Genomic DNA, 23,052 nt, shown 5'->3' on the forward strand with positions numbered 1-23,052 from the left:
GGCTGCGACGCAAACGTTCTCTTTGTCTTGAACTTACCACTGAAACAGACGCTAAACCATAAGGCAAAATTAACCATCACATTAGCTTATGGCTAAAAATGCCCAGATCGACGACAGAATAAAAAACCAATTAACCGCCATAAAATCAGAGCAACAGATAGATAAAACGAAACAAATCGTCATCAATCCATATTAAATGTGGAAAAAATGTCAAAAATGGCGTTATGAGAAAATAGTAATATTAAAAAAACTAATGCGAAAAGAAGCGTGAAATTAGATTATTTCAAATGAGAGAAGCATCCCGGCGCGCAGGCCGGGAGAGGAAAGTGTGACGGGTTTCAAACTCTTAAAATTGTCCTGACGGACGTTAGCGCAACCACTCAGGAAGATCGTTTAATCCCATCGCCTGACGGATGAGTTGTGGTTTTACGCCTGGCAGGGTATCGGCCAGTTTCAGACCAATATCACGCAGCAGTTTCTTCGCTGGGTTCGCGCCAGCAAACAGTTCACGGAACCCCTGCATACCGGCCAGCATCACCGCTGCACTGTGCTTACGGCTACGCTCGTAGCGACGCAGATAAAGGTACTGACCGATGTCTTTCCCCTGGCGTTGCAGACGTTTTAGCTCATCAATCAGCTCCGCAGCATCCATAAAACCGAGGTTAACCCCCTGTCCTGCCAGCGGATGGATGGTATGTGCCGCATCACCGACCAGTGCCAGGCGGTGCGCGGCAAACTGGCGGGCATAGCGCCCCGTTAGCGGAAACACCTGACGTTCACTCTCAACGCGACATAGTCCCAGCCGATTATCAAAGGCGATATTCAGCGCCTGATTAAACGCGTCAACACTTGCCAGTTGCATGCGCTCTGCTTCCTGCGGCGAGAGTGACCAGACGATAGAGCACAAATGCGGATCGCTGAGCGGTAAGAACGCCAGAATGCCTTGGCCATGGAACGCCTGGCGGGCAACTGCACCGTGCGCGTCCTCGGTGCGAATGGTTGCCACCAGCGCATGATGGCGATAATCCCAGAAGGTCAGCGGGATATCCGCTTTGTTACGCAACCAGGAGTTTGCGCCGTCCGCGCCAATGACCAGGCGCGCAGTCAGCATCGAGCCATCCTTCAGGGTCAGAAAAGCTTCGTTCTCCCCCCAGGCCACTTGCTGAAGTTCTGCCGGAGCCATTAGCGTAATATCCGCCGACTGCTGCGCCTTTTGCCACAGCGCGTAGTGGACCACCGAATTTTCAACGATATGTCCTAAATGGCTGTAGCCCATGCTTTGGTCATCAAATTCGATGCGCCCAAAGCTGTCTTTGTCCCAGACTTCCATCCCGTGGTAGCAGCAAGCCCGACGGGCGACAATGTCTGACCATACGCCAAGACGGGTCAGTAGTTTTTCGCTGGCGGCGTTAATGGCCGACACGCGAAGCTGAGGAGGTGCATCCGCCGCCAGAGGCTGCGGAACATGTTGTTCTAATACGGCAACGCGTAACCCGCTGCCCTGCAAGCCGCAGGCAACCGCCAGTCCCACCATGCCGCCACCAACAATTGCTACATCAACACTTTGCACTGTTTGCTCCTGAAAACGGGACTATCAAATACCGTAGGCCGGATCAGGCGAAGCCGCCATCCGGCATGATTGCCATTGCATTTTCCTGATGGCGCTACGCTTATCAGGCCTACTGGCTATATTTATCGCGCGACCCAGCCCAGGGTCCGCTCCGCCAACGCATCGCGGGCTGGCGTCAATAATTCCATCGCCATAAGACCCACGTTACGTCCAACAACCAGCGGTGCCCAGCGATTGGCAAACAGATACACCAGGCTGTTGGTCACGCCAATCGTTGTTTCGCGATCGGTCTCACGACGCTGCTGATAGCGCGACAGCACCGCATAATCACCCACGTCCTCGGCTGCAAACTGTGCCTGCGTCAACGTTTCGGCAAGGCTCATGACATCGCGCAGGCCGAGATTAAAACCTTGGCCGGCAATAGGATGCAGGGTCTGCGCCGCATTGCCCACCAGCACGGTGCGATGGCTAATCGCCTTCACCGCGGTGGTTAAAGACAGCGGATAGGCGCTACGTTGACCGGCTTGCGTAATGCGCCCAAGCCGCCAGCCAAACGTCGTTTGCAGTTCGCGACAAAACTGTTCGTCAGACCAGGCCATGATCTCATCTCGCTTTTCCAGCGGATGACACCACACCAACGAGCAGCGCCCTTCTGACATCGGTAACATGGCCAGCGGGCCATGCTGCGTGAAACGTTCAAACGCTCGTCCGTTATGCGGGACGGAGGTGGTAACGTTGGCAATCACCGCCAGTTGTTCGTAAGGCTGCTGCTGCCAGTCAACGCCGCAGGCGGTCGCCAGCGCAGAGCGTGTGCCGTCAGCGGCTACCAGTACACGACCGGTAATCACCTCGCCATTCTCCAGCGTGACCTCAACGTGCTGCTGGGTGCGCGACACGCTGGCCACCCGGTCAGGGCAATGTAGCGTGACGCCGCGCGCTTTGCGCAACAGCGCAAACAGACGCAGCCCGACGTCATGCAGTTCCACCACCTGACCCAGCGCAGGAATACGGTATTCCTGTGCATCAAGCGTCACACACCCGGCATGTCCACGGTCGCTGACGTGCACCGTTTTGATCGGGGTTGCGCAATCGGCAATGGCCTGCCAGACGCCAATTCGCGCCAACTGCTGGCAGGTGCCTGCGGCCAACGCAATCGCCCGAGCGTCAAATCCCGGATGGCGGTCAGTATCCGGCTCGCTCGCTTCAATAAGATGGACCGGCAGCGTCCCATGACTCAGCTCTGAAATAGCCAGCGCCAGAGTCGCTCCAACCATACCACCACCGACAATAATCACGCTCATTTCAGTCGCGCCGCAGCCATCAGTGCTTCAATATCATCCGCCTTTTTCACTACGCTGGCGGTGAGGTTTTCATTACCGTCTTCGGTAATCAGGATGTCATCTTCAATACGAATGCCAATTCCGCGATAAGCCGGTGGTACGTCGGCGTCCGGCGCGATATACAGTCCTGGCTCGACGGTAAGCACCATCCCCGGTTCGAGGATACGCGAGCGATCCTGGCCATAAACGCCAACGTCATGGACATCCAGCCCCAGCCAATGGCTCAGGCCATGCATAAAGAAAGGACGCTGCGCGTTGTCGGCAATCAGTTGATCGACATCGCCGTGCAGAATACCCAGTTTAACCAGACCGGTAATCATGATGCGCACCACCTCTCCCGTCACCTCCTGGATGGACGTCCCCGGACGATACAAACGCAGGCTGGCTTCCAGTGACTCCAGCACGATGTCATAGATCTCGCGCTGGGCGGGAGTGAACTTCCCGTTGACCGGGAAGGTGCGGGTAATGTCGCCAGCGTAACCTTTGTATTCGCATCCGGCGTCAATCAGCACCAAATCGCCATCGCGCATTTCACTTTCGTTTTCGGTGTAATGCAGGATGCAGCCGTTTACACCGCTGCCGACAATGGTGTTATAGGAAGGATAACGCGCACCATGACGAGTAAACTCATGATGGATCTCCCCTTCCAGCTGATACTCGAACATTCCCGGACGACATTTTTCCATCGCGCGGGTATGCGCCAGCGCGCTGATTTCACCGGCGCGACGCATGATTGCTATCTCTTCCGGCGATTTGAACAGGCGCATCTCGTGCACCATCGGACGCCAGTCGATAATCGCCGCAGGGGCTTTCATATTTTGTCTGGCGCCTTTGCGCAGCTTATCCATCGCCGTAAACACAATCTCATCCGCCCAGGCATATTCGCCCTGGGCGTGGTACACCGTGTCCAGACCGTTAAGCAACTGATGCAGCTGTTGGTTGATTTCGCTGAACGCTAACGCCCGATCAACACCCAGTTTCTCGGGGGCAGCATCTTGTCCCAGACGGCGACCAAACCAGATCTCCGCCGTCAGGTCACGTACCCGGTTGAACAAAACGCTATGGTTATGAGTGTCATTACTTTTAATCAGCACCAGCACGGCTTCAGGTTCGTTAAAACCGGTGAAGTACCAAAAGTCGCTGCTCTGGCGGTACGGATATTCACTGTCCGCACTGCGCGTCGCTTCTGGGGCCGCGAAAATCAGCGCAGCGCTGCCTGGCTGCATGTGCGCCAGTAATGCCTGGCGACGGCGTAAGTATTCTTGCTGAGTCATAACACTCTCCCTGGCGTTCTCGTTACTTAGTGCAGTGTCGGTTTACGTACTTCCGGCGCGGTCGGTTGCTGACGCGTAAACGTGTCATGGCACAACAGCGCAGCAACACGCACGTACTCGATGATCTCTTCAAGCGACATTTCCAGCTCTTCCTGATCTTCGTCTTCGTCATATCCCAACTGGGCGATATTGCGCAGGTCGTCAATCGCTTCGCCGGTTTCGCCGGTCACTTTGTCGAGCTTGGGCTGCGTAACCCCGAGGCCCAGCAAAAAGTGATTGACCCAGCCCGCCAGCGCGTCGGCACGATCGAACACGCTGACGCCGTCGCCTTCAGGCAGATAAAGCTGAAAAAGGAAGCCGTCGTCTTCCAGGGCGTCGCTGGTCGCCGCGTGCATTTTGATCAGTGCCTGAGCCAGCTCATGGCCAAAGGCCAAACCTTCGTTGGTCAGGTCGTGCAACAGCGGCTGCCATGAGCTGTCGTTGTTGCCGCCGCAAATCATCCCGCTGATCAAACCGTGCATTTCGGCCGGGGTTAATCCAGCCCCTTGTTGGTTCAAAAACTGGCTAACATCGGTGTAACCAGGCATTTCGTTCTGTATGGACATAAGCATTCGTCATCAAAGGGAGGATATTCATGTTATGCTACCACTTTGGGCCCTGGTGGACCAGAAAAGGGCTTGTATGTTCATACCAGGGTAGCTATAGTGTCGCCCCTTCGCGGACCCAAGGTCTGGAGACGAAGGCAGCGCAGTCAATCAGCAGGAAGGTGGCATGTCTGCACAACCCGTCGATATCCAAATTTTTGGCCGTTCACTGCGAGTGAATTGCCCGCCTGAACAACAAGATGCGTTGAATCAGGCTGCGGACGATCTGAATCAGCGATTGCAAGATCTGAAAGTTCGCACTAGAGTCACAAATACTGAGCAGCTGGTTTTCATCGCCGCGTTGAACATCAGCTATGAATTAACTCAGGAAAAAGCGAAGACGCGTGACTACGCGGCGAGCATGGAACAACGTATTCGGATGCTACAACAAACCATTGAACAGGCGTTGCTTGATCAGGGTCGCATAACCGAAAAAACGGGCCAAAACTTTGAATAACACTTTTCGGTTTACTGTGGTAGAGTGACCGTGAAGACAAAATTTCTCTGAGATGTTTGCAAGCGGGCCAGTCCCCTGAGCCGATATTTCATACCACAAGAATGTGGCGCTCCACGGTTGGTGAGCATGCTCGGTTCGTCCGAGAAGCCTTAAAACTGTGACGACACATTCACCTTGAACCAAGGGTTCAAGGGTTACAGCCTGCGGCGGCATCTCGGAGATTCCCTTCTACCTGGCAACAGCCATGACACTACTTTCTGAACTTCCTTTATCCCGGCAAGAAATTCGTCAACTGATTCGGCAACGTCGCCGTGCGCTAACGCCTGAGCAACAACGCCATTTCGGTCAGCAGGCCGCGAGCAGAATGCTGAGCTTCCCCCCTGTTGTACTCGCCCACACCGTGGCGGTATTTCTCTCTTTTGATGGCGAACTTGATACTCAACCGCTGATCGAACAACTGTGGCGTGCGGGCAAGCGTGTCTATCTCCCGGTTCTACATCCGTTTAGCCGCGGTAATTTACTGTTTCTGCACTATCATCCGCACAGTGATCTGGTAACTAACCGACTCAAAATCCAGGAGCCGCGACTCGATGTGCGCGACGTTTTGCCGTTATCAAAGCTGGATGTATTGATTACGCCGCTCGTGGCGTTTGATGAAGACGGACAGCGCTTAGGCATGGGCGGTGGTTTTTACGATCGCACGTTACAAAACTGGCAGCAGCATCAGATCCAGCCGGTGGGCTACGCACATGATTGCCAGCGAGTGGAGAAGTTACCGGTCGAAGAGTGGGATATTCCGCTGCCCGCGGTGGTAACACCGTCAAAAGTATGGGAATGGTAGCCTTGAATTGCCAGATGGCGCTACGCTTATCAGACCTACGAATCATCTCGTAGGTCGGTTAAGACGCAGTCGCCACCCGGCACGATGTACCAATAATTAGTACAGCATACGCGCGCGAATCGTTCCCGGAATGGCTTTCATCGCCAGCAGCGCTTTCTCCGCCACATCCTCATCTGCCTCGATATCAATAACCACATACCCCACCTGCGCGGAAGTTTGCAGATACTGCGCGGCAATGTTAACGCCCTGCTCGGCAAAGATTTGGTTCAGCGCGGTCAGCACGCCTGGTCGGTTTTCGTGAATGTGCATCAGACGACGACCACCGTGCAGCGGCAGCGACACTTCCGGGAAGTTAACCGCCGACAGCGTAGAGCCGTTATCGGAATACTTCGTCAGCTTACCTGCCACTTCCAGACCAATGTTTTCCTGCGCTTCCAGCGTTGAACCGCCGATGTGCGGCGTCAGGATCACGTTGTCAAAATCACACAGCGGAGATGTAAACGGATCGCTGTTGCTCGCCGGCTCCGTCGGGAAGACGTCGATTGCTGCGCCAGCCAGATGCTTAGTGGCTAACGCATCGCACAGCGCAGGAATATCAACAACCGTGCCGCGCGCGGCGTTGATCAGCAGCGCACCCGGCTTCATCAGGGCAATCTCTTGTGCGCCCATCATATTCTTGGTGGAGGCATTTTCCGGCACGTGAAGGCTGACCACATCGCTCATATTGAGCAGGTCGGAAAGATGCTGTACCTGGGTGGCGTTACCCAGCGGGAGTTTGTTTTCAATATCATAGAAATAGACGTGCATCCCCAGCGATTCCGCCAGAATGCCCAACTGGGTACCAATGTGGCCGTAACCAATAATCCCCAGTTTTTTGCCACGCGCTTCAAAAGAGCCGGTAGCCAGTTTGTTCCACACGCCACGGTGCGCCTTAGCGTTCGCTTCCGGCACGCCGCGCAGCAGCAGCAACAGTTCGCCAATTACCAGTTCGGCAACGGAGCGGGTGTTAGAGAATGGTGCGTTAAACACGGGGATCCCGCGTTTTGCCGCCGCCCCCAGATCAACCTGATTGGTGCCAATACAGAAGCAACCAATCGCGACCAGTTTCTCTGCGGCGTCAATCACATCTTCAGTCAGATGAGTACGGGATCGCAGGCCAATAAAATGGGCATCACGGATGGACTCTTTCAGCTGTTCAGTGTCCAGAGCGCCTTTGTGAAACTCGATGTTGGTGTAACCTGCCGCACGAAGGCTTTCCAGTGCTTTTTGATGCACACCTTCAACCAGCAGAAACTTAATCTTTTCTTTCTCCAGTGATACCTTTGCCATTTCCCCGACCCTGTCTTTTTTTAGTTCAATCTGATGTGTTGTGTGTGGGATTTTCATCCGCCTCTTCAACATATCAAAAAAAAATATTGCGGCAATATGAACGTTTGCGTCGTCGTGCTGAAGAAGTGTCATTCAGCGGGAAATGTCAGAGTAAAATTCTGGTGATAACTTTTTCTTTGGAGGGATCGGCAGGACAATATTGTAAACGTGACACAAGTCACCAAATTTGCCCTGCCAAAATTTTTTTAACGACAGAAGATCCCGGTCGTCAGATCATTTTACGATAGTTTTCACGCCATCTGCTGTGCCGATCAGCGCAACGTCCGCCCCACGGTTGGCAAACAGACCCACGGTCACAACGCCCGGGATTGCGTTGATGGCGTTTTCCATCGCCACAGCGTCAAGGATCTCCAGACCGTGCACGTCAAGGATGACGTTGCCGTTATCAGTAACCACACCCTGACGGTATTCAGGACGACCGCCCAGCTTCACCAACTGACGAGCAACCGCACTACGCGCCATCGGGATCACTTCTACCGGCAGCGGGAAGTTACCCAGAATATCGACTTCTTTGGACGCGTCGGCGATGCAGATAAATTTCTTAGCGACGGAGGCAATGATCTTTTCGCGGGTCAGCGCTGCGCCGCCGCCTTTGATCATTTGCATGTGACCGTTGATTTCGTCCGCGCCATCAACGTACACGCCAAGGCTGTCCACTTCGTTAAGATCGAACACGTGGATACCGAGGCTTTTGAGTTTTTCAGTGGAAGCGTCCGAACTGGACACTGCGCCTTCAATCTGACCTTTCATGGTGCCCAGCGCATCAATAAAGTGTGCGGCTGTTGAACCGGTACCTACGCCCACAATGGTGCCGGGCTGTACATACTGAAGTGCCGCCCATCCTACTGCTTTTTTCAGTTCATCCTGCGTCATGATCGTTTCGCCTGTGGTGTGAATGTGGTGTGGAAATTCACGCGCATTATAGAACATTGCGTAGAAAAATGTCCCCACACCCGCTCGCAGACGGCGGATTTCGTCTGTACCCAACCTAAAATTGTGTCATAGTGCAGAACACGCAAAAATATCAGGAGTACGTCAGAGCAATGAAACGTCCGGACTACAGAACACTACAAGCACTGGATGCGGTTATTCGTGAACGGGGATTTGAGCGCGCTGCGCAAAAGCTATGCATCACACAATCCGCGGTTTCACAACGCATAAAGCAGCTTGAGAATATGTTCGGACAACCGCTGCTGGTGCGTACCGTACCACCTCGCCCAACCGAGCAAGGGCAAAAGTTGCTGGCACTGTTGCGTCAGGTTGAACTGCTGGAAGACGAGTGGCTGGGAGATGAACAAACCGGCTCGACGCCGCTGCTGCTCTCCCTGGCCGTCAACGCCGACAGTCTGGCCACCTGGTTACTCCCGGCGCTGGCCCCTGTGCTGGCAAACTCACCGATTCGTCTGAACCTGCAGGTTGAAGATGAAACACGCACTCAGGAACGCCTGCGTCGCGGTGAAGTGGTGGGCGCGGTGAGTATTCAACATCAGGCGCTACCAAGCTGTCTGGTGGATAAACTCGGCGCGCTGGACTACCTGTTTGTCGGCTCAAAACCTTTTGCCGAGCGCTACTTTCCGAATGGCGTCACCCGTTCTGCCCTGCTAAAAGCGCCGGCGGTTGCGTTTGACCATCTCGACGACATGCATCAGGCTTTTCTGCAACAAAACTTCGATCTGCCACCGGGCAGCGTGCCGTGCCACATCGTTAACTCGTCGGAAGCCTTTGTGCAGCTGGCGCGCCAGGGGACAACCTGCTGCATGATCCCACACCTGCAGATCGAGAAAGAGCTGGAAAGCGGCGAGCTTATCGACTTAACGCCAGGCCTGTTCCAGCGTCGGATGCTCTATTGGCATCGCTTTGCACCGGAAAGCCGCATGATGCGCAACGTCACCGATGCGCTGCTAGCCTACGGACACAATGTGCTGCGTCAGGATTAAAGCATTTATTGCCCCTGAGTGCCGGATGGCGGCGTAACGCCTTATCCGGCCTACAACCTTATACTCTCTTTTCATGCTATTCCCGCCACGTCTTTGAAATCCATCACAAAATAAAACACGCCACGCGGCAAAAAACGACGTCTTATTGGCTATTTTTTGCTGGCGACAAGCCAGCTGAAAAAGCTCACCGTATTCGCAAAGATTCAACTTATTGCGTAATACGGAGCAAAAAATGGCCAATATGCAGGCGTGGCAAACGCTCGCCAACAAAGAACTCAGCCGACGGGAAAAAACCGTCGACTCGCTGGTAAAACAGACGGCAGAAGGGATTGCCATTAAGCCGCTGTACACCGAGGCTGATCTCGACAACCTGGAAGTGACGGGCACCCTCCCCGGCCTGGCGCCTTACGTTCGTGGCCCACGCGCCACCATGTATACCGCGCAGCCGTGGACTATTCGCCAGTACGCCGGGTTCTCTACCGCCAAAGAATCTAACGCGTTTTATCGCCGCAATCTCGCCGCCGGACAAAAAGGGCTTTCCGTCGCCTTTGACCTCGCCACCCATCGCGGCTACGACTCAGATAACCCGCGCGTGGCAGGCGACGTCGGCAAAGCGGGCGTGGCTATAGATACCGTCGAAGATATGAAGGTACTGTTCGACCAGATCCCACTGGATAAGATGTCGGTATCCATGACCATGAACGGCGCGGCACTCCCGGTGATGGCGTTTTATATCGTGGCAGCGCAGGAGCAAGGCGTCGCGCCAGAGCTGCTCACTGGCACGATACAAAACGATATTCTGAAAGAGTATCTATGCCGCAACACCTATATTTACCCGCCCAAGCCCTCTATGCGCATTATCGCTGACATCATTGCCTGGTGTTCTGACAATATGCCGCGCTTTAATACCATCAGCATCAGCGGATATCACATGGGTGAAGCGGGTGCCAACTGCGTGCAGCAGGTGGCGTTTACCCTGGCCGACGGGATTGAGTACATCAAGGCCGCGCTGTCCGCCGGACTGAAAATTGATGATTTCGCCCCACGACTGTCATTCTTCTTCGGCATTGGCATGGATCTGTTTATGAATGTCGCCATGCTGCGCGCCGCGCGTTATCTGTGGAGCGAGGCGGTCAGCGGATTTGGCGCCACCAACCCAAAATCCCTGGCGCTACGTACCCACTGTCAGACCTCCGGCTGGAGCCTGACCGAGCAGGATCCGTACAACAACGTGGTGCGCACCACCATCGAGGCGCTGGGTGCAACCCTGGGCGGTACTCAGTCTTTGCACACCAACGCCTTTGATGAAGCGCTCGGCCTGCCGACTGACTTTTCCGCCCGCATCGCACGCAATACGCAGATCATCATTCAGGAGGAGTCGGAGATCTGCCGCACCGTCGATCCGCTAGCCGGATCGTATTATGTGGAGTCGCTGACCGATCAGATCGTTAAGCAAGCACGGGCGATCATCGAACAGATCGATGAAGCGGGTGGAATGGCGAAAGCGATAGAAGCGGGGTTACCAAAACGGATGATCGAAGAAGCTTCCGCCCGCGAACAATCACTCATCGACCAGGGCCAGCGCGTTATCGTTGGCGTGAACAAATACAAGCTGGATAAAGAAGACGCCACGTCGGTATTGGAAATCGACAACGTCATGGTGCGCAACGAGCAGATTGCCTCGCTGCAGCACATCCGCGCGACCCGTGACGATATTACGGTGAAAGCCACGCTGAAAGCTTTGACCCACGCAGCGCGGCACAATGAAAACCTGCTCGCCGCCGCAATAGATGCCGCGCGCGTTCGCGCCACGCTGGGTGAAATCTCTGACGCACTGGAGTCCGCTTTTGACCGTTACCTGGTACCCAGCCAGTGTGTTACCGGAGTGATTGCGCAAAGCTACCACCAGTCTGAAAAATCCGCCGACGAGTTTGACGCCATTGTTGCGCAAACTGAAAAATTTCTCGCCGATAACGGCCGCCGCCCGCGCATTCTGGTCGCTAAGATGGGTCAGGACGGTCACGATCGCGGCGCCAAAGTGATCGCCAGCGCCTATTCCGATCTCGGTTTCGATGTTGACCTCAGCCCGATGTTCTCCACGCCGGAAGAGATCGCTCGCCTGGCGGTAGAAAACGATGTACACGTGGTTGGCGCCTCTTCACTGGCGGCGGGTCATAAAACGTTGATCCCCGAACTGGTGGCGGCGCTCAAAAGCTGGGGGCGCGAGGACATTTGCGTGGTAGCCGGCGGCGTCATCCCACCGCAGGATTACGCCTTCCTGCAAGCGCGCGGTGTCGCCGCTATTTATGGTCCCGGTACGCCGATGCTCGACAGCGTACGCGATGTATTAACCCGCATTGGTCAGCACCATGATTAGCAGCGCCACGCTGGCTGATAGCATCCAGCGTCTACGTCTGGGGGAGCGCGCCACGCTCGCCCAGGCCATGACGCTGGTCGAGAGCCAGCATCCGCGTCATCAGCTACTCAGCACACAGCTGCTGGACGCCATTATACCGTTCACCGGTAACGCCCTGCGTCTGGGCATTACCGGCACGCCGGGCGCGGGGAAAAGCACCTTTCTGGAAGCCTTTGGCATGCTACTGATCCGTAAGGGATTACGGGTGGCGGTGATCGCTGTCGATCCCAGCAGTCCGGTCAGCGGCGGTAGCATTCTGGGCGATAAAACCCGTATGACGGAACTGGCGCGTGCGGATGCCGCGTTTATTCGACCGGTTCCTTCCAGCGGGCATTTGGGCGGTGCCAGCCAGCGCGCCCGGGAATTAATGCTGCTGTGCGAAGCGGCAGGCTTCGACGTAGTGATCGTCGAAACCGTCGGCGTTGGGCAGTCCGAAACAGAAGTCGCCAGCATGGTTGATTGCTTTCTCTCGCTGCAAATAGCCGGTGGCGGTGACGATCTGCAGGGCATCAAAAAAGGCATCATGGAGATGGCGGATCTGGTCATCATCAACAAGGATGACGGGGACAACCGCGCCAACGTCGCCATCACCCGCCATATGTATGATTCCGCCCTGCACATTCTCCGCCGCAAGTATGACGAGTGGCAGCCGCAGGCTCTGGCCTGCAGCGCGCTGAAAAAACGCGGCATTGAAGAAATCTGGCAGGCCATCATCGATTTTAAAACATGCCTTACAGCCAGCGGTCGGCTGGAAAAAGTACGCCAGCAGCAAGCGGTGGACTGGTTACAGAAACAGGCCGAAGAAGAGGCGCTGCACCTGTTATTTTCCCGCACTGATTTCGATCGCTATTTCCAGCAAACGCTGCGCTCGGTCAGGAACAATGACCTTTCGCCACGTACCGGCCTGCGACACATTAGCGAATTTATCCAACATCATTACTTTGATTAAAGAGAACATTATGTCCTATCAATACGTCAACGTCGTCATCATCCAGAAAGTCGCGGTCATTGAATTCAACTATGCCCGCAAGCTTAACGCCCTGAGCAAAGTGTTTATTGACGATCTTATGCTGGCGCTGAACGATCTCAATCGTCCAGAAATTCGCTGCATTATTCTACGCGCACCGAGCGGGGCCAAAGTGTTCTCTGCTGGACATGATATTCATGAACTCCCTACCGGACGTCGCGATCCGCTGTCCTATGACGATCCGCTGCGCCAGATCACCCGCATGATCCAAAAGTACCCGAAACCTATTATCTCGATGGTTGAAGGCAGCGTCTGGGGCGGTGCATTCGAGATGATCATGAGTTCCGATCTCATCATCTCTGCCGAGACCTCGACGTTCTCGATGACGCCGGTCAATCTCGGCGTGCCATATAACCTGGTGGGTATTCACAACCTGACCCGTGATGCGGGTTTTCATATCGTCAAAGAGCTGATTTTCACCGCCCTACCGATTACCGCCCAGCGCGCGCTGGCGGTAGGTATTCTCAACCATGTGGTCGCCGTCGACGAGCTGGAAGATTTTACTCTGCAAATGGCGCATCACATCTCAGAAAAAGCGCCGCTGGCGATTGCCGTGATCAAAGAAGAACTGCGCGTGCTGGGCGAAGCGCACACCATGAATTCCGATGAATTTGAACGCATCCAGGGCATGCGCCGTGCGGTTTACGACAGCAATGACTATCAGGAAGGGATGAATGCGTTTTTAGAAAAACGGAAACCGAATTTCGTCGGCCATTAATCGCGGTCAGCTAAAGGAAAAGCCATGAAACGGATGAGCGCCGAACAGGCGGCAGAAATTATTCAGCATGATGATATGGTGGCGTTCAGCGGCTTTACACCTGCGGGTTCACCAAAGGCGTTGCCCGCAGCGATTGCCCGGCAAGCCAGCGAACTGCATCAGGTAGGGCAGCCTTTTCAGATCCGCCTGCTAACCGGCGCGTCAATTAGCGCGGCCGCAGATGACGCGCTCTCTGAGGCGGATGCCGTTTCCTGGCGCGCGCCTTATCAAACCTCATCTGGCCTGCGTCAGAAAATTAATCAAGGCCAGGTGCGGTTTGTCGATCTCCATCTCAGTGAAGTCGCACAGATGGTTAATTACGGCTTCTTTGGCGAGATTGATGTTGCTGTTATAGAGGCCTCAGCCATTGCGCCGGACGGCAGGATCTGGCTGACCAGCGGGATCGGCAATGCGCCAACCTGGCTGCTACGGGCGAAAAAAGTCATTATTGAGCTGAATCATTATCACAATCCACGCGTAGCGGAACTGGCCGACATTGTGATACCAGGCGCGCCGCCGCGTCGTAACAGCGTCCCCATTTTTCATACCATGGATCGCATCGGCAGCCAGTGCGTCCAGATAGACCCGAAAAAAATCGTCGCTCTGGTGGAAACGAACCTGCCCGATGCCGGCAGTGCGTCGGATAAAACCAATCCGCTCTGCCAGCAAATTGCCGATAACGTGGTGAGCTTTCTGCTGGCGGAAATGGCGCACAAACGTATTCCACCTGAGTTTCTTCCCTTGCAAAGCGGCGTCGGCAATATTAATAACGCGGTGATGGCGCGACTGGGCGAGAATCCGGAAATTCCCCCCTTTATGATGTACTCCGAGGTACTGCAGGAGTCGGTCGTAAATCTGCTGGAAACGGGCAAGATAACCGGCGCCAGCGCCTCCAGCCTGACAATTTCCGCCGCCTCACTGCAGAAGATTTATGCCAATATGGATTTCTTCGCCAGTCGCATTGTGCTGCGCCCGCAGGAGATCTCCAATAACCCCGAGATCATCCGCCGGCTGGGGGTGATTGCGCTGAATGTCGGCCTGGAGTTTGATATCTATGGCCATGCCAACTCCACGCATGTTGCAGGGGTAAACCTGATGAACGGCATCGGCGGCAGCGGGGATTTTGAGCGCAACGCCTATCTGTCTATTTTTATGGCCCCGTCGATTGCCAAAGACGGGAAAATCTCGACGATCGTCCCGATGTGCAGCCACGTCGATCACAGCGAACACAGCGTCAAAGTGATCGTTACCGAACAAGGGATTGCCGATCTGCGTGGGTTATCGCCGCTGCAACGAGCGCACACCATCATCGACAACTGCGCGCACCCGCTGTACCGCGACTACCTGCATCGCTATCTGGAACAGGCACCCGGCGGGCATATTCATCACGATCTCAGCCACGCATTTGATCTGCACCGCAACCTGCTCGAAACAGGATCAATGCTGGGTTAATCTGCCGTACCGTCACGATCTTCAGCAATATGCTGGAGCATCGTGGCGGTATAACGATGATTTTTCAGCGAATAGAGAAATTCCTGCATGAACATCGGGCTGCCGGGCGCATCAAAATATTTCAGCGTTGCCGGATTCACCAGCCGCCAGGCAAAATGGGGGATCACCGTCAGAAAATGTCCACGCTCCACCGCACTCACCTTAGCCATAAAGCTATATGGACGATAGATAATGGTTGGATTGATCCCACTGGGCCGCATGTAGGCATCCAGCATGGCTTCAAAATTGGCGCGGTTCTGGAAGCGCATTTGCAGCCAGGGTAATTCCCGCAGCAGATCCTGAGGCTGCTTTTCTTCGTAACGGCGGGACACCAGGAACCCCAGGCGCAGGGGAGGCAGTTCGCTCACCGCTAGATTTTCCAGCTCCTGGACGCGCGAAGAAACATGCTGCGGCGAAATAATAAAATCCAGCTGTCGGTCGAACAGATTATCAATCACCCCATTCTCACTGAATTCAACGGCCTGAGCCGTCACGCCTTCATATTTATCACCAAGGCTAATCAACTGGTCGAAAATGATGGTCGGATAGGTATTGTCGATGCCAATAACGATTTCACGCGAACGACGCGAGGAAGTATGGATTTCGTTATCAATGGCGGACAAACGCTGATAGACGGGAAACAGTTTTTGATACAGCTCCTGCCCGGCTTTGTTGAGACTGATGTTGTTGTCTTTACGGGTAAACAGCGTATAGCCGATTTGATCTTCCAGTGCAGCAATGCTTTTACCAAAGGGCGATGCGGTCATGTGGATTTTTTCTGCCGCTCTGGCGATATTATTGGTTTGCGCCAGCAGAATAAAATTACGCATCTTTTTCGAGATAAAAATATCCATAGTCACCTCATAAAATCACTATGGCATATCCTCATGCAGCCCCAAAAAAGACGCACGACGCGGTCGCATTTTTACAGTTGATCACATAAAAAACCCGGCTGAAAAGCCGGGTCTGAAAAGATTACTGCGTTTTGGCAGGTGTTGTCGCTGGCTGACTTGCCGCAGGCTCTATCTGGAAGACCACATCGACCTGATCGTCAAACTGAATGACCGGCTGCTCGTAGGTTTCCTGCGCCGATGCTGCAGGCGCTGCGTCGGCTTTCATCATCCGTACCATTGGGCTTGGCTGATAATTCGACACGTGGTAGCGCACGCTGTAAACCGGGCCGAGTTTGCTGTTAAAGCCCGCCGCCAGTTGTTCAGCCTGATGAATCGCATCATCAATGGCCGCTTTACGCGCTTTATCTTTGTAGGCATCCGGCTGGGCAACACCCAGCGACACTGAACGAATCTCGTTCAGACCCGCTTTCAGCGCGCCATCCAGCAGCGCGTTGAGTTTGTCCAGTTGACGCAGAGTCACCTCAACGGTGCGCACCGCACGATAGCCTTTGAGTACGCTTTTACCATTCTGGTAATCGTAATCCGGCTGGGTACGCAGGTTTGCAGAGCTGATGTCTTTTTTCGCTATCTGGTTTTGTTCCAGGAAGGAAAGGTATTGCGCGACGCGTTCGTCAGCCTGTTTCTTTGCTGAGGCCGCATCCTTTGCCGCCACGTTGACTTCAATTGCCAGCGTCGCAATATCAGGTGTCGCGTCCACGCTTGCCGTTCCGGAAGTCACGATGTGCGGTCCATTCGGCAATTCATTTGCCTGTACTGAGAGTGCACTGAATCCGACTAATGCCGCCAGGGCCATTATTTTGAACTTCACTGTCGTTCCTCCATGTTTCATTATTTACCCCGAAACTCAGGGCGCATGCAGGCAAGCTTAGCGGATCTCAGCCTGTTGTCCATCAGACAACACTTAGTTGAACAGCGCATCTACGTGCGCAACGCCTTCTTTTGCCAGTTGAAAAGCAATAAACCACATCACGAGTCCCACCAGCGTATTGATGATTCGTTGTGCTTTGGCGGTGCGTAGACGCGGCGCCAGCCAGGCCGCCAGCAGCGCCAGGCCAAAGAACCACAGGAACGATGCGCTAACAGTACCCAGAGCAAACCAGCGCTTCGGCTCGACGTCCAGTTGACCGCCAAGACTGCCCAGCACCACGAAGGTATCGAGATAGACATGCGGGTTAAGCCACGTCACCGCCAGCATCGTAGCGATAATTTTCCAGCGCCCCTGCTTCATCACCTCGGCACTGGCCAGCTCCAGATTACTGCTCATCGCCGTTTTTAACGCGCCGAAGCCGTACCAGAGTAAGAACGCCACGCCGCCCCAGGTTACCAGCGCCATCAGCCATGGCGATTGCATCAGCAAGGCGCTGCCGCCAAAGATCCCCGCGCAGATCAGCAGTAAATCGCTGATGGCACAAAGTAAGGCGATCATAATGTGATACTGGCGACGAATACCCTGATTCATCACGAAAGCATTTTGCGGACCGAGCGGAAGTATCATCGCTGCGCCAAGCGCAAGCCCTTGAAAATAATATGATAACACGTTGAATATCCCGAACTGTTTCTCTTAAGCGCAGACTATAACGCGGGATAATCATTAGCGGAAATTGATAATATTAATCAGGTATAAGAGGAATTAATACCCGGAGGGAAAACGCCGGATGGCGGCAGACGCCTTATCCGGCCTACAGGTTTTGTAGGCCCGGTAAGCAGTAGCGCCACCGGGCTCGTGATTATTCTGCCGCGTTTGCTTTCACGCGCTTGAAATTCACATCCATTTGCGGATACGGGAAGCTGATGCCGTGAGCATCAAACTCACGCTTAATGCGTTCCAGTACGTCCCAGTAGACGCTTTGCAGATCGCTACTGTTGCTCCAGACGCGCACCACGAAATTAATCGAGGACGCCCCGAGCTCATTCAGGCGTACCGTCATTTCACGGTCTTTCAGGATACGCTCGTCAGACTGAATGATATCGGTGAGGATTTGTTTAACCTGGTCGATATCAGAGTCATACGCCACCCCAATAATAAATTCGTTGCGACGAACCGGTTCGCGAGAGAAGTTAATGATATTACCGGCAATGATTTTCCCGTTGGGGATCACTACAATTTTTCCGTCTACGGTACGCATGGTGGTAGAGAAAATCTGCACATTGAGCACGGTACCCGCTACACCGCCAAGATCGACATATTCGCCTGCGCGGAACGGACGGAACATCACCAGCAGAACGCCTGCGGCGAGGTTAGACAGCGAGCCTTGCAACGCCAGACCGACGGCTAAACCGGCGGCACCGAGCACGGCGATAACAGAGGCTGTCTGCACGCCCACGCGGCCCAGCGCAGCAATCAACGTAAAGGCAATAATACCGTAACGCACCAGCGCAGAGAGAAAATCAGCCACGGTCGCATCAATTTGACGCGCCACCATCACACGGTTAATGGTGTTGGACACAACCCGAGCCACAATCATCCCGATGATGACAATAGCGATAGCCGCAACGATGTTGACGGCATAGCTCAACAGCAGCTCCTGGTTACGCACCAGCCAGGTACCCGCACCGTTTATGCTGTCGACAACATTCAAATCTTCCATTCACTATTCCTTTTTTGCTTACCCAAACGGGAGAAAGAAAGCCGCCCCACCGGGACGGGCAATTTGACAAGGGTAAACAATAAACGCCATTTTTGCCAAATAGATCACATAATTCTCTGTCGACTACCGCGAGAAATGACAATAAAAAAGGCCCGCATTTGCGGGCCTGATGTCATGTTGAACGGCGTAAATTACAGAACGTCAACCGCGTTCAGTTCTTTGAAAGCCTGTTCCAGACGGGTGATCATGGTTGCCTGACCAGCACGCAGCCATACGCGCGGATCGTAGTATTTCTTGTTCGGCTGATCTTCGCCTTTCGGGTTACCCAACTGACCCTGCAGGTAAGCTTCGTTTGCTTTGTAGTAGTTCAGAACACCTTCCCAGGTAGCCCATTGGGTATCGGTATCGATGTTCATTTTCACTACGCCGTAGCTTACGGAGTCTTTGATTTCCTGAGCAGTAGAACCGGAACCGCCGTGGAAGACGAAGTTCAGGCTGTTGTGCGGCAGGTTATGTTTCTTAGAAACATAGTCCTGAGAGTCACGCAGGATAGTCGGGGTCAGAACCACGTTACCTGGTTTGTACACGCCGTGTACGTTACCGAAGGATGCCGCGATAGTGAAACGCGGGCTGATTTTGCTCAGCTCGGTGAACGCGTAATCAACGTCTTCTGGCTGGGTGTACAGTGCAGAAGCGTCCATGTGGCTATTGTCCACGCCGTCTTCTTCGCCACCGGTGCAACCCAGTTCGATTTCCAGAGTCATGTCCATTTTGGACATGCGCGCCAGGTATTTGGAGCAGATTTCGATGTTCTCTTCCAGAGACTCTTCCGACAGGTCGATCATGTGAGAAGAGAACAGCGGTTTGCCGGTTGCTGCGAAGTGTTTTTCACCCGCGTCCAACAGACCGTCGATCCACGGCAGCAGTTTCTTCGCGCAGTGGTCAGTGTGCAGGATAACCGGAACACCGTAGTGTTCAGCCATCTGGTGAACGTGATGCGCACCAGAGATAGCACCGAGGATTGCCGCGCCCTGAGGAACGTCAGACTTCACGCCTTTACCCGCAATGAATGCAGCGCCACCGTTGGAGAACTGAACGATTACCGGTGCTTTAACTTTTGCAGCGGTTTCCAGAACGGCGTTGATGGAGTCGGTACCGACGCAGTTAACAGCTGGCAGTGCAAAGTTGTTTTCTTTTGCTACCTGGAAAACTTTCTGTACGTCGTCGCCAGTGATGACGCCCGGTTTTACGAAATCAAAAATTTTAGACATGTTACGTAGTCCTGTATCTGTATCTTCGACCGTTGAAGAAGGTTCGCGAGCGTTTAAGCGCGCTGAAAAACAGGCGGGTCACCCCGCCTGAACTGAATTACTTCTTAGCACGCTCTTCGAGCATGGCTACTGCTGGCAGAACTTTGCCTTCCACGAACTCGAGGAATGCGCCGCCACCAGTGGAGATGTAGGAGATTTTGTCAGCGATGCCGAACAGGTCGATAGCCGCCAGGGTGTCGCCGCCGCCAGCGATAGAGAATGCTTCGCTGTCGGCAATGGCGTTAGCCACGATTTCAGTCCCTTTACGGAAGTTCGGGAATTCAAACACACCAACCGGGCCGTTCCACAGAATGGTTTTTGCATTCTTCAGGATCTCAGCCAGCTGCTGTGCAGATGCGTCACCGATATCCAGGATCTGCTCGTCTTCTTTCACGTCGTTAACAGATTTCAGCGTTGCAGGCGCAGTTTCAGAGAACTCAGTTGCTACGCGAACGTCAGCCGGCACCGGGATGTCGCAGAGAGTCAGCAGGCGCTTGGCTTCATCAACCAGGTCTGCTTCGTACAGGGATTTACCCACGTTGTGGCCTTGCGCAGCAACGAAGGTGTTGGCGATACCACCGCCGACGATCAGCTGGTCAGCAATTTTAGACAGAGAGTCCAGAACGGTCAGTTTGGTAGAAACTTTAGAACCACCAACGATAGCAACCATCGGACGAGCCGGTTCTTTCAGAGCTTTACCCAGTGCGTCCAGCTCAGCGGCCAGCAGCGGACCCGCGCAAGCAACGTCAGCGAATTTCGCGATACCGTGAGTAGAAGCCTGCGCACGGTGAGCCGTACCGAAAGCATCCATGACGAATACATCGCACAGTGCAGCGTATTTTTTAGACAGTGCTTCGTCGTCTTTCTTCTCGCCTTTGTTAAAGCGAACGTTTTCCAGAACCACCAGTTCACCGGCTGCAACGTCAACGCCGTCGAGGTAATCTTTTACCAGACGAACCGGGTTAGACAGTTTGTCTTTCAGGTAGTTAACAACCGGCAGCAGAGAGAATTCTTCGTTGTACTCGCCTTCGGTAGGACGACCCAGGTGGGAAGTTACCATCACTTTTGCACCCTGTTTCAGGGCCAGTTCTATGGTCGGCAGAGACGCACGGATACGCGCATCGCTGGTTACTTTCCCTTCTTTAACTGGTACGTTCAGATCCGCACGGATAAAAACACGTTTACCAGCAAGATCCAGATCGGTCATCTTAATTACAGACATGGTGAATCCTCTCGTTGATTCTTAAAGTTTTGCAAGCGCTCACGCGCCTTACCTGAAACCAATAGCAGCCATCGCTAACGTTGTGTCGAGCATGCGGTTAGCAAAGCCCCATTCATTATCGCACCAGACCAATGTTTTGATCAGGTGAGCACCACTTACGCGCGTTTGCGTACCATCAACGATGGCGCTGTGCGGGTCGTGGTTAAAATCTACAGAGACCAACGGTAATTCCGTATAGTCAACTATACCATGAAATGCACCTTGTGCTGCTTTTTGCAGCAACTGGTTGACTTCACTCGCTTTTACTGGTTTTTTCACCGTCACGCTTAAGTCGATCGCCGTCACATTTATGGTCGGTACACGCACCGCAATCGCTTCAAAACGATCGTTAAATTGTGGAAAAATTCGTGTGATCCCCGCCGCCAGTTTGGTATCAACGGGAATAATCGACTGACTGGCTGCTCGCGTACGACGCAGGTCGGGATGATAGGCATCAATAACCTGTTGATCGTGCATCGCGGAGTGGATCGTCGTAACGGTGCCGGACTCGATGCCGTAAGCATCATCCAACAATTTAATAACGGGAATAATGCAATTCGTGGTGCAGGAGGCGTTGGAAACGATCCGGTCTTCAGCGCGCAGCTGATCCTGATTAACGCCAAACACAACGGTTGCGTCGATGTCGTGACTACCAGGATGTGAAAAGAGCACTTTTTTTGCACCTGCGGCAATATGCGCTTCGCCGTGTTCGCGGCTACCGAAGACCCCCGTACAGTCCAGCACGACGTCAACACCCAGTTCGCGCCACGGAAGCGCATCGAGTGTTCGCTCATGCAGAATGCGAATCGCGTCGTCGCCAACAATGAGCTGGTCGCGTTCCTGGCGAACATCCCAGGCAAAACGTCCATGGCTGGTGTCATATTTCAACAAATGCGCCATGCCTTCAGCACTCGCCAATTCGTTGATGGCCACCACGGTGATTTCCGCCCGACGCCCGGATTCATACAAAGCACGAACCACGTTGCGCCCGATGCGACCGAAACCATTAATCGCTACGCGTACGGTCATAGGTCTCCTGCAAGGATTTCTCAGAAACGATGTGGCTGACAGAGTAATGCAGCAAATCGCTCAGGGAAACCTTACCTGTCGCAAACTGCGACTGTTTGATTAATTGTCGAACATTTAATCGACTGAAACGCTTCAGCTAGAATAAGCGAAACAAGGAATAAAAGGAATGATTGTCCAGCAACAGAACACCGTTATCTGACTTACATCACATTTTAACGCTCTGCCCCGCTAAATTTATTCCATATTCCTGAATTGCGAATAAGCGTAGCAAGATTATTTCGTTGCCGTGTCACAAATCCTGATTTATATCAGAAAGCACCCTAGCCAGCGTCTATATTATCAGCGCTACGTCCGAGTCTCGGAGTCCCTCAACCTATGGTCACATACTCTCCTCACGCCTCTGCAGCTCGCTTTCATGCGCTGCGTTTACTCCCTGGCCAGGAAGTCTTTTCCCGACTGCACGATTTTATCCAACAGCATCAATTACATGCCGCCTGGATTGCCGGTTGTACCGGAAGTTTAACCCACGTTGCCTTACGCTTCGCGGGTCAGGAAGAAACCACATTGCTCACCGGCACCTGGGAAATTATCTCCCTGAACGGCACGCTGGAACTGACCGGCGAGCACCTGCATCTTGCGGTTTCTGACCCACAGGGCGCGATGTTGGGAGGCCACATGATGCCGGGCTGTACCGTGCGTACCACGCTGGAACTGGTGATTGGCGAACTCACAGAGCTGGCGTTTAGCCGCCAACCTTGTGTCGTTTCCGGCTATGACGAACTGGTTATCACATCCCGTTAACGCTTC

21 protein-coding genes and 1 other RNA gene are annotated in these 23,052 nt (G+C 53.9%); 9 read left to right on the forward strand and 13 right to left on the reverse strand.

What is annotated here, in order from left to right; translation table 11 throughout:
- Positions 1-367 precede the first annotated feature (367 nt).
- From ubiI to M2374_RS08295, 4 genes are all read right to left on the reverse strand, one after another.
- The gene (gene ubiI, locus M2374_RS08280; RefSeq protein ID WP_181688756.1) at positions 368-1,570 is read right to left on the reverse strand and encodes an FAD-dependent 2-octaprenylphenol hydroxylase; all 1,203 of its coding nucleotides are present in this window, start codon (positions 1,568-1,570) and stop codon (positions 368-370) included.
- Positions 1,571-1,692: 122 nt separating this feature from the next.
- Entirely contained in the window at positions 1,693-2,871 is a 1,179-nt protein-coding gene (ubiH, locus tag M2374_RS08285; RefSeq protein ID WP_135911446.1) for a 2-octaprenyl-6-methoxyphenyl hydroxylase, read from the reverse strand.
- Entirely contained in the window at positions 2,868-4,184 is a 1,317-nt protein-coding gene (gene pepP / locus M2374_RS08290; RefSeq protein ID WP_181630251.1) for a Xaa-Pro aminopeptidase, read from the reverse strand. The genes ubiH and pepP overlap by 4 nt, the downstream gene beginning before the upstream one ends.
- A 26-nt stretch (positions 4,185-4,210) precedes the next feature.
- The gene (locus M2374_RS08295; RefSeq protein WP_135911444.1) at positions 4,211-4,789 is read right to left on the reverse strand and encodes a YecA family protein; all 579 of its coding nucleotides are present in this window, start codon (positions 4,787-4,789) and stop codon (positions 4,211-4,213) included.
- 166 nt (positions 4,790-4,955) lie between these two features.
- On the opposite strand from M2374_RS08295, the gene zapA reads away from it, so the two are divergent.
- From zapA to M2374_RS08310, 3 genes are all read left to right on the forward strand, one after another.
- The gene (gene zapA, locus M2374_RS08300; protein WP_096755784.1) at positions 4,956-5,285 is read left to right on the forward strand and encodes a cell division protein ZapA; all 330 of its coding nucleotides are present in this window, start codon (positions 4,956-4,958) and stop codon (positions 5,283-5,285) included.
- Between the two features lie 41 nt (positions 5,286-5,326).
- Positions 5,327-5,510: non-coding RNA, 6S RNA (ssrS, locus tag M2374_RS08305), on the forward strand.
- Positions 5,511-5,529: 19 nt separating this feature from the next.
- Positions 5,530-6,126, forward strand: coding sequence for a 5-formyltetrahydrofolate cyclo-ligase (locus tag M2374_RS08310; RefSeq protein ID WP_117342630.1), 597 nt, complete (start codon positions 5,530-5,532; stop codon positions 6,124-6,126).
- A 96-nt stretch (positions 6,127-6,222) separates the two neighbouring features.
- Here the strand turns inward: M2374_RS08310 and serA are convergent, their stop codons facing one another.
- Together serA and rpiA are read right to left on the reverse strand one after the other, a co-directional pair.
- Entirely contained in the window at positions 6,223-7,455 is a 1,233-nt protein-coding gene (serA, locus tag M2374_RS08315) for a phosphoglycerate dehydrogenase (protein WP_096755782.1), read from the reverse strand.
- A gap of 273 nt (positions 7,456-7,728) precedes the next feature.
- The gene (rpiA, locus tag M2374_RS08320; protein WP_136345248.1) at positions 7,729-8,388 is read right to left on the reverse strand and encodes a ribose-5-phosphate isomerase RpiA; all 660 of its coding nucleotides are present in this window, start codon (positions 8,386-8,388) and stop codon (positions 7,729-7,731) included.
- Positions 8,389-8,558: 170 nt separating this feature from the next.
- Between rpiA and argP the strand changes: the two genes are divergently transcribed.
- The 5 genes from argP to M2374_RS08345 all read left to right on the forward strand — a co-directional run bounded on the left by argP (position 8,559) and on the right by M2374_RS08345 (position 15,104).
- Positions 8,559-9,452 (forward strand): DNA-binding transcriptional regulator ArgP, encoded by an 894-nt coding sequence (argP, locus tag M2374_RS08325; protein ID WP_003825477.1) that lies wholly within the window; start codon positions 8,559-8,561, stop codon positions 9,450-9,452.
- Between the two features lie 232 nt (positions 9,453-9,684).
- Positions 9,685-11,829, forward strand: a complete 2,145-nt coding sequence (gene scpA / locus M2374_RS08330) for a methylmalonyl-CoA mutase (RefSeq protein ID WP_181688755.1) — start codon at positions 9,685-9,687, stop codon at positions 11,827-11,829.
- A complete protein-coding gene (gene meaB / locus M2374_RS08335) occupies positions 11,822-12,817 on the forward strand; it encodes a methylmalonyl Co-A mutase-associated GTPase MeaB (protein ID WP_181688754.1) in 996 nt (331 codons plus the stop codon). Before scpA ends, meaB begins: the two co-directional genes overlap by 8 nt.
- A 10-nt stretch (positions 12,818-12,827) precedes the next feature.
- Positions 12,828-13,613 carry a methylmalonyl-CoA decarboxylase gene (scpB, locus tag M2374_RS08340; protein WP_096755778.1) on the forward strand — a complete coding sequence of 262 codons (786 nt, stop codon included), beginning with the start codon at positions 12,828-12,830 and terminating at the stop codon, positions 13,611-13,613.
- Positions 13,614-13,637: 24 nt separating this feature from the next.
- On the forward strand, positions 13,638-15,104 hold the full coding sequence (locus tag M2374_RS08345; RefSeq protein ID WP_117342632.1) for an acetyl-CoA hydrolase/transferase family protein: 1,467 nt from the start codon (positions 13,638-13,640) through the stop codon (positions 15,102-15,104).
- Here the strand turns inward: M2374_RS08345 and M2374_RS08350 are convergent.
- The 7 genes from M2374_RS08350 to epd all read right to left on the reverse strand — a co-directional run bounded on the left by M2374_RS08350 (position 15,101) and on the right by epd (position 22,245).
- Complete coding sequence (locus tag M2374_RS08350; protein WP_137362200.1) at positions 15,101-15,997, reverse strand: LysR family transcriptional regulator SrsR; 897 nt, start codon at positions 15,995-15,997, stop codon at positions 15,101-15,103. The two genes, M2374_RS08345 and M2374_RS08350, sit on opposite strands and share 4 nt — an antisense overlap.
- A 121-nt stretch (positions 15,998-16,118) precedes the next feature.
- Complete coding sequence (locus tag M2374_RS08355) at positions 16,119-16,865, reverse strand: oxidative stress defense protein (RefSeq protein WP_096755775.1); 747 nt, start codon at positions 16,863-16,865, stop codon at positions 16,119-16,121.
- Between the two features lie 93 nt (positions 16,866-16,958).
- Positions 16,959-17,594 carry an arginine exporter ArgO gene (gene argO, locus M2374_RS08360; protein ID WP_096755774.1) on the reverse strand — a complete coding sequence of 212 codons (636 nt, stop codon included), beginning with the start codon at positions 17,592-17,594 and terminating at the stop codon, positions 16,959-16,961.
- Between the two features lie 190 nt (positions 17,595-17,784).
- Complete coding sequence (locus tag M2374_RS08365; protein WP_096755773.1) at positions 17,785-18,645, reverse strand: small-conductance mechanosensitive channel MscS; 861 nt, start codon at positions 18,643-18,645, stop codon at positions 17,785-17,787.
- 191 nt (positions 18,646-18,836) lie between these two features.
- Positions 18,837-19,916 carry a class II fructose-bisphosphate aldolase gene (gene fbaA, locus M2374_RS08370; RefSeq protein ID WP_096755772.1) on the reverse strand — a complete coding sequence of 360 codons (1,080 nt, stop codon included), beginning with the start codon at positions 19,914-19,916 and terminating at the stop codon, positions 18,837-18,839.
- A 97-nt stretch (positions 19,917-20,013) separates the two neighbouring features.
- Complete coding sequence (gene pgk / locus M2374_RS08375; protein ID WP_096755771.1) at positions 20,014-21,177, reverse strand: phosphoglycerate kinase; 1,164 nt, start codon at positions 21,175-21,177, stop codon at positions 20,014-20,016.
- A gap of 48 nt (positions 21,178-21,225) precedes the next feature.
- The gene (gene epd, locus M2374_RS08380) at positions 21,226-22,245 is read right to left on the reverse strand and encodes an erythrose-4-phosphate dehydrogenase (protein WP_096755770.1); all 1,020 of its coding nucleotides are present in this window, start codon (positions 22,243-22,245) and stop codon (positions 21,226-21,228) included.
- Positions 22,246-22,620: 375 nt separating this feature from the next.
- Here epd and M2374_RS08385 point away from each other — a divergent pair, with 375 nt between their 5' ends.
- Complete coding sequence (locus M2374_RS08385; RefSeq protein WP_115257526.1) at positions 22,621-23,046, forward strand: PPC domain-containing DNA-binding protein; 426 nt, start codon at positions 22,621-22,623, stop codon at positions 23,044-23,046.
- Positions 23,047-23,052: the final 6 nt, after the last annotated feature.

Source organism: Citrobacter sp. JUb117 (assembly GCF_024809055.1).
GTDB lineage: Bacteria > Pseudomonadota > Gammaproteobacteria > Enterobacterales > Enterobacteriaceae > Citrobacter > Citrobacter gillenii.

Bases quoted from the DNA above. Each gene is read 5' to 3' on its own strand.
- M2374_RS08295 (WP_135911444.1), bottom strand. From the start codon at position 4,789: ATGTCCATACAGAACGAAATGCCTGGTTACACCGATGTTAGCCAGTTT.
- zapA (WP_096755784.1), top strand. From the start codon at position 4,956: ATGTCTGCACAACCCGTCGATATCCAAATTTTTGGCCGTTCACTGCGA.
- M2374_RS08350 (WP_137362200.1), bottom strand. From the start codon at position 15,997: ATGGATATTTTTATCTCGAAAAAGATGCGTAATTTTATTCTGCTGGCG.
- serA (WP_096755782.1), bottom strand. From the start codon at position 7,455: ATGGCAAAGGTATCACTGGAGAAAGAAAAGATTAAGTTTCTGCTGGTT.
- scpA (WP_181688755.1), top strand. From the start codon at position 9,685: ATGGCCAATATGCAGGCGTGGCAAACGCTCGCCAACAAAGAACTCAGC.
- meaB (WP_181688754.1), top strand. From the start codon at position 11,822: ATGATTAGCAGCGCCACGCTGGCTGATAGCATCCAGCGTCTACGTCTG.
- M2374_RS08365 (WP_096755773.1), bottom strand. From the start codon at position 18,645: ATGGAAGATTTGAATGTTGTCGACAGCATAAACGGTGCGGGTACCTGG.
- fbaA (WP_096755772.1), bottom strand. From the start codon at position 19,916: ATGTCTAAAATTTTTGATTTCGTAAAACCGGGCGTCATCACTGGCGAC.
- argP (WP_003825477.1), top strand. From the start codon at position 8,559: ATGAAACGTCCGGACTACAGAACACTACAAGCACTGGATGCGGTTATT.
- M2374_RS08345 (WP_117342632.1), top strand. From the start codon at position 13,638: ATGAAACGGATGAGCGCCGAACAGGCGGCAGAAATTATTCAGCATGAT.
- M2374_RS08310 (WP_117342630.1), top strand. From the start codon at position 5,530: ATGACACTACTTTCTGAACTTCCTTTATCCCGGCAAGAAATTCGTCAA.
- scpB (WP_096755778.1), top strand. From the start codon at position 12,828: ATGTCCTATCAATACGTCAACGTCGTCATCATCCAGAAAGTCGCGGTC.
- epd (WP_096755770.1), bottom strand. From the start codon at position 22,245: ATGACCGTACGCGTAGCGATTAATGGTTTCGGTCGCATCGGGCGCAAC.
- ubiH (WP_135911446.1), bottom strand. From the start codon at position 2,871: ATGAGCGTGATTATTGTCGGTGGTGGTATGGTTGGAGCGACTCTGGCG.
- M2374_RS08385 (WP_115257526.1), top strand. From the start codon at position 22,621: ATGGTCACATACTCTCCTCACGCCTCTGCAGCTCGCTTTCATGCGCTG.
- pgk (WP_096755771.1), bottom strand. From the start codon at position 21,177: ATGTCTGTAATTAAGATGACCGATCTGGATCTTGCTGGTAAACGTGTT.
- rpiA (WP_136345248.1), bottom strand. From the start codon at position 8,388: ATGACGCAGGATGAACTGAAAAAAGCAGTAGGATGGGCGGCACTTCAG.
- pepP (WP_181630251.1), bottom strand. From the start codon at position 4,184: ATGACTCAGCAAGAATACTTACGCCGTCGCCAGGCATTACTGGCGCAC.